The organism is Streptomyces sp. 15-116A (assembly GCF_025290915.1).
GTDB lineage: Bacteria > Actinomycetota > Actinomycetes > Streptomycetales > Streptomycetaceae > Streptomyces.
Genome location: NZ_JAOCQE010000211.1, coordinates 1 through 11,429 on the forward strand (window position 1 = coordinate 1; position 11,429 = coordinate 11,429).

Annotated in this window: 7 protein-coding genes; 3 read left to right on the forward strand and 4 right to left on the reverse strand. The window is 73.2% G+C overall.

The window, feature by feature from the left end; genetic code table 11:
- Window positions 1-155: 155 nt before the first annotated feature.
- The 4 genes from N4P33_RS26130 to N4P33_RS26145 form a co-directional block, all read right to left on the reverse strand.
- Complete coding sequence (locus N4P33_RS26130) at window positions 156-1,757, reverse strand: effector-associated domain 2-containing protein (RefSeq protein WP_260829222.1); 1,602 nt, start codon at window positions 1,755-1,757, stop codon at window positions 156-158.
- A gap of 102 nt (window positions 1,758-1,859) precedes the next feature.
- Window positions 1,860-4,400, reverse strand: coding sequence for a polynucleotide kinase-phosphatase (locus N4P33_RS26135; RefSeq protein ID WP_260829223.1), 2,541 nt, complete (start codon window positions 4,398-4,400; stop codon window positions 1,860-1,862).
- Complete coding sequence (locus N4P33_RS26140; RefSeq protein WP_260829224.1) at window positions 4,397-5,860, reverse strand: 3' terminal RNA ribose 2'-O-methyltransferase Hen1; 1,464 nt, start codon at window positions 5,858-5,860, stop codon at window positions 4,397-4,399. The genes N4P33_RS26135 and N4P33_RS26140 overlap by 4 nt, the downstream gene beginning before the upstream one ends.
- A gap of 137 nt (window positions 5,861-5,997) precedes the next feature.
- Window positions 5,998-6,933, reverse strand: a complete 936-nt coding sequence (locus N4P33_RS26145) for a LysR family transcriptional regulator (protein WP_260829225.1) — start codon at window positions 6,931-6,933, stop codon at window positions 5,998-6,000.
- Window positions 6,934-7,027: 94 nt separating this feature from the next.
- Here N4P33_RS26145 and mdlC point away from each other — a divergent pair, with 94 nt between their 5' ends.
- The 3 genes from mdlC to N4P33_RS26160 are packed head-to-tail and all read left to right on the forward strand — an operon-like array spanning window position 7,028 to window position 11,390.
- Complete coding sequence (gene mdlC, locus N4P33_RS26150) at window positions 7,028-8,608, forward strand: benzoylformate decarboxylase (protein ID WP_260829227.1); 1,581 nt, start codon at window positions 7,028-7,030, stop codon at window positions 8,606-8,608.
- A gap of 44 nt (window positions 8,609-8,652) precedes the next feature.
- Window positions 8,653-10,107 carry a benzaldehyde dehydrogenase gene (locus N4P33_RS26155; protein ID WP_260829228.1) on the forward strand — a complete coding sequence of 485 codons (1,455 nt, stop codon included), beginning with the start codon at window positions 8,653-8,655 and terminating at the stop codon, window positions 10,105-10,107.
- Between the two features lie 38 nt (window positions 10,108-10,145).
- On the forward strand, window positions 10,146-11,390 hold the full coding sequence (locus tag N4P33_RS26160; RefSeq protein WP_260829229.1) for an aromatic acid/H+ symport family MFS transporter: 1,245 nt from the start codon (window positions 10,146-10,148) through the stop codon (window positions 11,388-11,390).
- Window positions 11,391-11,429 lie beyond the last annotated feature (39 nt).

Here is an 11,429-nt window from a genome sequence, read left to right on the forward strand (position 1 = left end):
GACCGGCTCGCCGCGGAACCGGCGCCAGGGCGGGGCGGGCGGCAGCCGGGGCGGGGTGCGGGGGGCCTGACCGGTGGCGTGGAAGACCCGCCAGCCGTCCGGGGAGGGGCCGCCGGACGGGGACCCGGAAGGGGACGCCTGCTCCTCCTGCGCGGTCATGCCGGTGCCTCCTCGCTGGCGAGATCGCCGTCGTCGGTGTGGATGTCAACAAGCCGCGTCGGATCATCCCAGAACAGGGCAATGTGACGCCCCAGCAGATCCGGACTGCGTTCGGGGTCGACCGCCTTCTTGCGCAGACGGTGCACGGCCACGGGGATCTGCGTGGCGAACGGCACGGAGGCGAACACCGCGGTGACGACCTCGCGCCGCTCCTCGGCGAACACACCCCGGCGGTCCCAGACGGCCAGCGCGATGCCTTCCGCGATGGCGGCCTTGAGCGCTTCGAGGGCGGGCGTGTCGGCGGGGGCGTCGAGCACCACGGCGGTGTGTCCGCTCTCCCCGGCGAGCGCCGTCTGCCAGGCGTCGAGCCGCTGGGCGTCGTCGGCGGTCCAGCCGTGCACGGTCACGCCGTGCCGGCGCAGCCGCCGCCAGCGTTCCTGCCACTGCCGCCGGATGAGCACGTCGTCGCTGCGCATCCGTTCCAGGCTGCGCAGATGCACGCCGTAGCGCAGGCCCAGCGGCAGCGCGCGGCCGTGGCCGACGCGGAAGGTCAGCCCGGCGACGTCGTGGTTGAGCAGGTCGTAGGGCAGGACGAACTCCACGTACGTCGGCTGGTCACGGCCGGACGGGTCCGGTTCGGGCGGCGCGGCCCACAGGCGGGCGCCCTGCCGCAGCGCCCGGTCGACGGCCTCGCCGAGCCCGTCCAGGGTGGTGGTGGCCGGTTCGCCGGGCTGGGGGTTCCAGTGGCCGGGGACGGTGTTGAGCCAGGGCCGTACGACGATCTCGCCGGTGCCGTCGCGGGCGGGTTCCACGGCGACGATCAGACAGCAGGGGATGTCCGGGTCGAAGCCGGTCGCCGGGCGGGCGGCGCGGCGCTCGTCGACCGCGGCGGTCAGCCCGGCGCGCTGGGCCCAGCCGTCGACCCACTTCCTCAGGGGGCTGTGGTGGCCCGAGGGGGCGGCGAGGGAGGCGGCCGCGTCGACCAGGATCACCGCGGGCGGTAAGCCGTCCGGCTGGGCGTTCCACTCCAGGACGTGGGCGAAGAGCTGCTCGGGGGAGAGTCCGGCGGGCAGGTAGAGGCCGTTGAGCTCGTCGGCGAGCCGGTCGCGCAGCCGGGCGGCGGAGACGTCGTTCTTCGCCTCGGCGAGCAGGCCGCTCGCGGTGCCGACGTCCTGGCGGGAGAGCGGGCCGGGCGGGGAGCCGGTGGCCGGCGGCGGTGCGGCGGACGGGAGCAGCCGGTCGAGTTCGTCGGCCGGCGCGGCCCCTTCGAAGACCTCGACCACCCTCACCAGTACGCGTTCCCCGCCCGGCACGTTCAGCGCGGCGCGGGCCACGGCCACGGCGTCCTCGCGGAGCCGTACGCCCCGCACGTCGATCGTCCGGCCCAGCTGCTCGCCGAGCACCGTGGCGAACTGCACGCGTCCCCGCGCGTCCTCCATGCAGCCCAGTTCGCACAGGGCGGCGGTGACCCGTAACAGCAGATCCAGACCCTGCCCGCGCGACGCCCCGCCCTCGGGTCCGCCGAACCCCTCGCCGTTCTCCACCGACTGTCCCCCATGAGTCGGTACGCCTGCCTGACCGACCTGCGAAGTTAGCACGGCAACTGACGGTTAACCAGGGACGGGTGAGGCCCGGAAGCACGAAGTCCGGCCGAGCGTCCCCCTGGAGGGCGACTCGGCCGGAATCATGCGCCCGCGGCGCTACAGCCGCGGGTCGACGGGCTCGGACTCCAGTGCGAGGACACCGAACACCGCCTCGTGCACCCGCCACAGCGGCTCGCCCTCGGCGAGGCGGTCCAGCGCCTCCAGGCCGAGCGCGTACTCGCGGATCGCGAGGGACCGCTTGTGGCCCAGGAAACGGCCGCGCAGGCGGGCCAGGTTCTCCGGGCGGGTGTACTCGGGGCCGTAGATGATGCGGAGGTACTCGCGGCCCCGGCACTTGATGCCGGGCTGGACCAGGCGGCCCTTGTCGTCCCTGACCAGCGCGCCGACCGGCTTGACGACCATGCCCTCGCCGCCGCGTCCGGTCATCTCCAGCCACCAGTCGGTGCCGGCCCGCACCGACTCGGGGTCGGCGGTGTCGACGTAGAGGCGGCGGGTGGTCTGCAGCAGGCCGGTGGCGTCGTGCTCGACCAGGCGGTCGATGAGGGCGAGCTGCTCGTCGTGCGGCAGCGCGGCCAGGCTGCGGCCCTGGACGGCGAGGATCTGGAACGGGGCGAGACGTACGCCGTCCAGGCCGTCGGTGGTCCAGCAGTAGCGGCGGTAGGCGTCGGTGAACGCGGCGGCGGCACCGGAGCGTTCGCGCTGGCGGTCCAGGAGGTCCCCCAGGTCCACGCCCCGGGCCGCCGCTGCCTCCAGGGCGGCCAGGGCGGGCGGGAAGACCGCGCCGGACGCGGCGCCGACCGCCGCGTACTGGGAGCGCAGCAGCCCGTGCGCCTTCAGCGACCACGGCATCAGCTCGGCGTCCAGCAGCAGCCAGTCGGTGGCGAGTTCGTCCCACAGGCCCGCGTCGGTGACGGCGGTGCGCAGCCGGCCGAGGATCTCCTCGGTGACGGAGGTGTCGTCGAAGAAGGGGCGGCCGGTGCGGGTGTAGAGCGAGCCGGTCGGACCGTCGACGCCGAAGCGGCCGCGGGCGGCCTCGGCGTCACGGCAGACCAGGGCCACCGCGCGCGAGCCCATGTGCTTCTCCTCGCACACCACCCGGGCCACCCCGTCCGCCGCGTACTGGGCGAACGCCTCGGCGGGGTGCTCCAGATAGCCGTCGAGGTGCGAGGTGGCCGTCGGTGCCATGGTCGGCGGCAGGTACGGCAGCAGGCGCGGGTCGACGGCGAAGCGGCTCATCACCTCCAGCGCGGCGGCGGCGTTCTCCTCGCGGATCGTGATGCGGGGCTGGTGGCGGCTCTCCACGACCCGGCGGCCGTACACGTCGGCGAGGTCCAGCGGGCGCCCGTCCTGCCCGCCGGGTGCCTCGGTGCGCAGCGGCTTGACCGGCTCGTACCAGACCCGCTCGGCCGGTACGTCGACGATCTCCCGCTCCGGCCAGCGCAGCGCGGTGAGCTTGCCGCCGAAGACGGCGCCGGTGTCCAGGCAGATGGTGTTGTTCAGCCAGGTCGCCTCCGGCACCGGGGTGTGGCCGTAGACCACGGCGGCCCGGCCCCGGTAGTCCTCGGCCCACGGGTAGCGCACGGGCAGGCCGAACTCGTCGGTCTCGCCGGTGGTGTCGCCGTACAGGGCGTGGCTGCGGACCCGGCCGGAGGTGCGGCCGTGGTACTTCTCCGGCAGACCGGCGTGGCACACGACCAGCTTGCCGCCGTCGAGGACGTAGTGGCTGACGAGGCCGTCGATGAACTCCCGTACCTCCTGCTTGAACTCCTCGCTCTCGCCGTCCATCTGCTCGATGGTCTCGGCGAGGCCGTGGGTGTGCTGGACCTTGCGGCCCTTGAGGTAGCGGCCGAACTTGTTCTCGTGGTTGCCGGGGACGCACAGGGCGTTGCCGGACGTGACCATGGTCATCACGCGGCGCAGCACGCCGGGGCTGTCCGGGCCGCGGTCGACGAGGTCGCCGACGAACACGGCGGTACGGCCCTCGGGGTGCGCTCCGTCGACGTAGCCCAGCTTGCCCAGCAGTGCCTCCAGTTCGGCCGAGCAGCCGTGGATGTCGCCGATGATGTCGAACGGGCCGGTGAGGTGGGTGAGGTCGTTGAACCGCTTCTCGGTGACGATCGTGGCGTTCTCGATCTCCTCGACGCCGCGCAGGACGTGCACCTTGCGGAAGCCCTCGCGCTCCAGGTGCCGCAGGGAGCGGCGCAGTTCGCGGATGTGGCGCTGGATGACCCGGCGGGGCATGTCGGCGCGGTCGGTGCGGGCGGCGTTGCGCTCGGCGCACACCTCCTCGGGCACGTCGAGCACCACGGCGATCGGCAGCACGTCGTACTGCCGGGCCAGGTCGATCAGCTGACGCCGGGCGTCGGGCTGGACGCTGGTGGCGTCGACGACGGTGCGGCGGCCGGCGGCGAGGCGCTTGCCGGCGATGTAGTGCAGGACGTCGAAGGCGTCCCGGGTGGCGCTCTGGTCGTTCTCGTCGTCGGAGACCAGGCCGCGGCAGAAGTCGGAGGAGATGACCTCGGTGGGCTTGAAGTGACGGCGGGCGAAGGTGGACTTGCCGGAGCCGGAGGCGCCGACGAGCACCACGAGGGAGAGATCGGTGACGGACAGGACCCGCCCCTTGGTCGTCTCGGTCATGCGGCCTTCGCCTCCTTCGGGGTCTCGATCGTGAACACGGCCATCTGGGTGGGCGGACCGACCTCCGGGTCGTCAGGACCGACGGGGCTGAACTCGACGCGGTAGCCGTGCCGTTCGGCCACCGCCTCCGCCCAGGCGCGGAACTCGGCGCGGGTCCACTCGAAGCGGTGGTCGCCGTGCCGGACGTGCCCGGCGGGCAGGCTCTCCCAGCGGACGTTGTACTCGACGTTCGGGGTGGTCACGAGGACCGTGCGCGGGCGGGCGGACCCGAACACCGCGTACTCCAGGGCGGGCAGCCGGGGCAGGTCGACGTGCTCGATCACCTCGCTGAGCACGGCCGCGTCGTAGCCCCCCAGGCGGCGGTCGGTGTACGCCAGGGAGCCCTGGAACAACTTGACGCGGGAAGCCTGCCGCTCCCCCATGCGGTCCAGCTTCAGGCGCCGGGAGGCGATGGTGAGCGCCCGCATCGACACATCGACGCCGACGATCTCGGTGAACGCCGGGTCGCGCAGCAGCTCCTGCACCAACTGCCCCTGTCCGCAGCCCAGATCGAGCACCCGGGCGGCACCGGCGGCGCGCAGGGCGGCGACGATGGCGTCCCGGCGCTGCACGGCGAGCGGGGCCGGCTTCTCCTCGGCCTCGCCCTCCGCCTCGACGGCGTTGTCGATCTCGTCGACCTCGCTGTCGTCGGCCTCGGCCAGCCGGACCAGCTCCAGCCGGTCCATGGCCTGCCGGGTCAGGGACCAGCGGCGGGACAGATAGCGGCTGGTGATCAGCTTCTGCTCCGGGTGCTCGTGCAGCCAGCCCTCGCCGGCCCGCAGCAGCTTGTCCACCTCGTCGGCGGAGACCCAGTAGTGCTTGGCGTCGTCGAGGACCGGCAGCAGCACGTACAAGTGGCGCAGGGCCTCGGCGAGGGTGAGGGTGCCGGCCTCCAGGACGAGGCGCAGGTAGCGGGAGTCGCCCCACTCGGGGAACTCGCTGTCCAGCGGGACGGGTTCGGCGGTGACGGCCCACCCGAGCGGCTCGAACAGCTTCCGTACGAGATCGGGGCCGCCCCGGGCGGGCAGCGCCGGTATCTCGATGCGCAAGGGGCGTGCCTGGCCCGGCAGTTCGGGGCGGGCGGCGCACACCCCGCGCATCGCGCTGGAGAAGACGCCGCTCAGCGCGACGGCGAGCAGGGAGGAGGCCGCGTAGGGGCGGTCGTTGACGTACTGGGCGAGCGCGGCGTCGGGTGCGCCGCCGCGGCCCTTGCCCCTGCCGCGCCGGACCAGTGCCACCGCGTCCACCTCCAGCAGCAGCGCCACCGTGCAGCGTAGGGCGTCCGCCTCGGGGTAGAGGACGTGCGCCGTGCCGTAGGAGGTCGAGAACGCCTGCGCGTTGTCGGGATGCTTGTGCAGCAGGAACCCGAGGTCGGTCGCGGGGCGCTCGGGGGCGCCGGTGGTACTGATGGTCAGGAACACGGTGGTTACACCTCGAAACACCTTCTGAACTGCGGGTACACGCGCGGATCCGGCGTGCCTGGTCACCGTACAGGCAGCTCGGCGAGGTATCTCCGGGATTTTCCGGCGGCTCGGCGAAGGCGCGGGAGGGCCTGGGCTCAGGGGGCCGTCGACGGCGGCAGCTGGGCCGGGCTGACCAGCTCGCCCAGCACCTCGGTCATGAAGCGCACCAGCCATCGCTGGGCGGGGCTGCGCGAGGACTCGTGGCGGGCGTACAGGGCGACTTCGATCGGCTCGGTCTCGAACGGCAGCCGCACCAGGCGCACCCGGTGGGAGCTGGTGAACACCTCCCCGACGTACTCGGGGACGATGGCGATCAGATCGGTCTGCTCCAGCAGATAGGGCAGCATCGAGAAGCGGGTGGCGTCCACGGCGACCCGTTCCAGCAGCCCGTGCGCGGCCAGCACGGCGCGCGGGGTGACGTGCCCGCTGGGGCCGAAGACGGTCGCGTGGTGCTCGGCGGCCAGGTCGCACAGGGTGATGGCGTCGCCCCGGATGCGCGGATGGTCCGCGGCGATCATGAGGACGTAGCGCTCCTGGAAGAGGGGGATGCGCACGGTCCGGTGCGAGGTGATCACCGGGGTGGCCACGAACGCGTCGAGGTCGCCGCGCCGCAGCTGGCTCTCGGCGTCCTCCACGTCGAACGGCCGGACCGTGAAGGACACTCCCGGCGCCCGGTCGCGGGCCGCGGCGAGGAGCCTCGGCAGCAAGGTCGCCTCGCCGAGGTCGGACAGGGCGATGGTGAAGCGGCCCGACATGGCCTGGGGATCGAAGACGTCGGCCTGCCGGACCGTCACGTCGATGTCCGCGAGCGCGCGCTGCAGTGGCTCGTACAGCCGCCGGGCGCCGGCCGTGGGCGTCAGTCCGCGTCCGTTGCGGCGGAACAGCTCGTCGTCGAAGTGCCGCCGCAGCTTGGCCAGGCTGTAGCTGACCGTCGGCTGGGTGACGTGGAGCGTCTCGGCGGTGGCCGTGACGCTGCCCGTCTCGTACAGCAGGACGAAGACGCGGGCCAGGTTGAGGTCGAAGGTGCCCATATCGACGGACTCTATATCGGGGCACGGAAACTTCTATTGGTGCCCATGTCGGGGGTTCCTTAGCGTGGCGCGCACCACATCGAAAGGAACCCCCGTGCCCACCGTGCGTCGCGTCTCCCACGCGTTCCTGGAACGCCAGGGCCTCACCACGATCTTCGGCAACCCCGGTTCCAACGAGCTGCCCTTCCTGGCCGAACTGCCCGAGAACTTCCGTTATGTCCTCGGTCTGCACGAGGGCGCGGTGGTCGGCATGGCCGACGGGTTCGCGCAGGCGACCGGCCGCCCGGTGCTGGTCAACCTGCACGCGGCCTCCGGTTCCGGCAACGCGATGGGCGCGCTGACGAACGCGGTCGCCTCCCGTACGCCGCTCGTGGTGGTGGCCGGTCAGCAGGTGCGGCCCGCGATCGGCCCGGAGGCGAACCTGGCCAGCGTGGACGCCCCGGCGCTGATGAAGCCGCTGGTGGGCTGGGCGGCGGAACCGGCGTGCGCCGGGGACGTGCCGCGCGCCCTCGCCCAGGCCGTCTTCGAGGCGCGGCTGCGGCGGCGGCCGACGTATCTGTCCGTCCCCTACGACGACTGGGCCGCCGAGGCCGACGCCAACAGCCTGGCCGTGCTCGACCGGGACGTGCGGCGCGCCTCGGTGCCCGACGCCGGGCAGGGCCGTCTGCTCGTCGAGCGGGTCGCGGCGGCCGAGCGGCCCGCGCTGGTCCTGGGCGGCGACATCGACGCGGCGGGTCTCTTCGACGAGGCGGTGCGGCTGGCGGAGCGCCTGGGCTGCCCGGTGTGGGCGGCACCGTCGCAGTTCCGGCTGCCCTTCCCCAACCGGCACCCGCTCTTCCGGGGCGTGCTGCCCGCCGGGATCGCGCCGGTGTCCGCGGCCTTCGAGGGCCACGACCTGGTGCTGGTGCTCGGCGCCCCGGTGTTCCGCTACCACGAGTACCTTCCCGGCCGGTATCTGCCCGAGGGCACCCGGCTCGTCCAGGTGACCGAGGACGCCTCGGCCGCCGCACGGGCGCCGATGGGCGAGGCGCTGGTCGCCGACCCGGGCGCGGTCATCGACCTGCTGCTCACGTCCCTCGACGGACCGAGCGCACCCGTCGGCCCCTACATTCCGGCGCCCGAGCCGCGGACCGCCGAGGGGCCGGCCCTGCACCCCGAGCAGGTCTTCGCCGCGCTGCGCGACGAACTGCCCGAGGACACCGCGTACGTGGTCGAGTCGACCTCGACCAACGCCGCCTGGTGGCGCCAGATGGATCTGCGCCGCCCGGGCTCCTACTACTTCCCCGCGGCGGGCGGGCTCGGCTTCGGGCTGCCGGGCGCGGTCGGCGTGGCGATGGGCAGCCCCGGCCGGCCCGTCGTCGGCGTGATCGGCGACGGCTCCGCCAACTACGGCATCACCGCCCTGTGGACGGCCGCCCAGCACCGCGTGCCGCTGACCGTCGTCCTGCTGCGCAACGGCACGTACGGGGCGCTGCGCTGGTTCGGCGGACTGCTCGGCGTGCCCGACGCGCCCGGACTGGACATCCCCGGCCTGGACTTCACACAGATCGCCGAGGGCTACGGCGTACCCGCCCGGCACGCCGGCAGCGCGGAGGAGCTGCGCGCCGCGCTCGCCGAGACGCCGGACCACCCCCGGCTCCTCCAGGTGGACACGGCGCTCACCACGCCCTCCTGACCTTCGCAAGAGCCGCGAGATCCCCTTACAGAGAGGGAAGTTCCATGACATTCCTGGACAGTGACGTCTGGGGCGGGAAGTTCTTCAGCGACGGCTGGCAGGACTCCCCCGACAGCGGGCCCGTCGTCGAGCCCGCGACCGGTGACCGGCTCGGCACGGTCGGCCTGGCCCGCGCCGACGACGTGAACCGGGCCGCCGCACGGGCCGCGCAGGCCCAGCGTGAGTGGGCCGCGACGCCGCCGCAGCGGCGGGCCGCCGTGCTGCGCCGCGCCGGTGAACTGCTCACCGAGCACGCCGCCGAGATCGAGGACTGGCTGGTGCGGGAGGCCGGCTCGGTGCGGTCCAAGGCCGGCTTCGAGGTGGGGCTCGCGATCGGCGAGTGCTTCGAGTGCGCGGGCCTGCCGACCCACCCCCAGGGCGAGGTGCTCACCTCCGAGGAGGCCCGCTGGTCGCTGGCCCGCCGCCGCCCGGCCGGTGTGGTCAGCGTGATCGCGCCGTTCAACTTCCCGCTCATCCTCGGCCTGCGCTCGGTCGCCCCGGCGCTCGCGCTGGGCAACGCCGTGCTGCTCAAGCCCGATCCGCGCACCGCGGTCTCCGGTGGTGTCGTCATCGCCCGTGTCTTCGAGGAGGCCGGACTGCCCGCCGGTGTCCTCCACCTGCTGCCCGGCGACGGCTCGGTGGGCCAGGCGGTCGTCGAGGCACCCGAGGTACGGGTCGTCTCCTTCACCGGCTCGACCCCCGTGGGACGGGCCATCGGCGAGCGCGCGGGCCGGCTGCTCAAGCGCGCCCACCTCGAACTGGGCGGCAACAACGCCCTGGTGGTGCTCCCCGGCGCGGATGTGCACAAGGCGGCCTCGGCGGGCGCGTTCGGCTCGTATCTGCACCAGGGCCAGATCTGTATGACGACCGGCCGGCACATCGTGCACGAGTCGCTGATCGAGGAGTACACCGCCGTGCTCGCCGCGAAGGCGAAGGCGCTGCCGGTCGGCGACCCGGCCCGCGAGGACGTGGCACTCGGCCCGATCATCGACCGGCGCCAGCTGGAGCGGGTGCACGGCATCGTCACCGACAGCGTCGCGGCCGGCGCGAAGCTCGCCGCGGGCGGTGAGATCGACGGCGCCTGCTACCGGGCCACCGTCCTGACCGGCCTCACCCCGGACATGCCGGCCTGGCGCGAGGAGATCTTCGGCCCCGTCGCGCCCGTCATCGGCTTCTCCACGCCGGAGGAGGCCGCCGACCTCGTCAACGACTGCGAGTACGGGCTGTCCGTCGGCATCCTCGGCGACGTCGGTACGGCGATGAAGCTCGCCGACCGCATCGACTCCGGCAAGGTCCACATCAACCAGCAGACCGTGGACGACGAACCGGGCGCCCCCTTCGGCGGGGTCAAGGCCTCCGGCACCGGCTCCCGGTTCGGCGGCGCCGCGGCGAACGTCGAGGCGTTCACCGAGACCCAGTGGGTCACGATCCGCCCGGACATCGCCGACTACCCCTTCTGACCCCGCCGCCCGCCTCGTCCCCTGGGGGGAACTCCGCCATGACTTCCGCCACCTCGTCCGGCGCCCCGGCCCGCGCCGGCGCCGCTCCCGGACGCGACGCCTGGACCGTGCTCCTGTGCTGGATCACCGTCCTGCTGGAGGGCTACGACCTCGTCGTCCTCGGCGCCATCATCCCCACCCTGCTCAAGACCGAGCACCTCGGCATGACCGCAGCCGACGCCACCACCATCGCGACGCTGTCGCTGGTCGGCGTGGCCATCGGCGCGGTCTGCGTCGGCCCGCTCGCCGACCGGTTCGGCCGCCGCAAGCTGCTCATCGGCTCGGTGGTGCTGTTCTCGGTGTTCACGATCGTCGTGCCGCTGGCGGACTCCGTCACGATGTTCGCGGCGCTGCGCCTGATCGCCGGTCTGGGCCTCGGCGCGTGCATGCCGGTGTCGCTGACGATGATGGCCGAGCACATGCCGGCCAGCCGCCGCGCCCGCGCCAGCACCCTCACCATGACCGGCTATCACACCGGCGCCGTCATCACCTCGCTGCTGGCGCTCCAGGTCACCGACGACTGGGAGATCCTCTTCTACCTCCTGGGCGTCGTCGGCCTGGTCGTCGCCGTCATCCAGTGGTTCCGGCTGCCCGAGTCGGAGGCCTTCGTCCGGGCCAAGGAGAACGACGCCGAGCGGGTGCCGTTCACCGAGCTGCTCAAACCCGCGTATCTGCGGGCCGGTATCGGCATCTGGGTGGCCTCCTTCATGGGCCTGCTGCTGGTGTACGGGCTCAACACCTGGCTGCCCAAGCTGATGAACGACGCCGGCTACCCCGTACCGACGGCCGTCACCCAGCTGCTCGTGCTCAACGTCGGCGGTGTCGCCGGGCTCGTGCTCGGCGGGTTCGTCGCCGACCGGCGCGGGATCAGGGGCACGACGATGGGCTGGTTCGCCGTCTCGGTGGTCATGCTGGCGGCCCTGAGCGTCAAGATGGACAGCGACCTGCTGCTCAACGTCGTCATCTTCCTCACCGGCGTGTTCGTCTTCTCCGCCCAGGTGCTCGTCTACGCCTACGTGACGGCGTTCTACCCGGCCGCGATCCGTGGCACGGCACTCGGCTCGGCGTCCGGGATCGGCCGTATCGGCTCGATCGTCGGCCCGTCGATCACGGGAGCGCTGGTGTCCTCGGGCATCGGGCACCCGTGGGGCTTCTACTTCTTCGCGGCGGTGGCGGGGTGCGCGTTCATGGCGGTGCTGACGCTGCCGCGGGCGGGTACGGGCGAGCCGGAGGGGGCGCGGTAGCGAGCGGGCGGCGGGCTCCGCGGCCGGCGGCCGACTGCG

Excerpts from the sequence above, each read along its gene's own strand:
- N4P33_RS26155 (WP_260829228.1), top strand. The coding sequence starts at position 8,653 with ATGACATTCCTGGACAGTGACGTCTGGGGCGGGAAGTTCTTCAGCGAC.
- N4P33_RS26145 (WP_260829225.1), bottom strand. The coding sequence starts at position 6,933 with ATGGGCACCTTCGACCTCAACCTGGCCCGCGTCTTCGTCCTGCTGTAC.
- N4P33_RS26135 (WP_260829223.1), bottom strand. The coding sequence starts at position 4,400 with ATGACCGAGACGACCAAGGGGCGGGTCCTGTCCGTCACCGATCTCTCC.
- N4P33_RS26160 (WP_260829229.1), top strand. The coding sequence starts at position 10,146 with ATGACTTCCGCCACCTCGTCCGGCGCCCCGGCCCGCGCCGGCGCCGCT.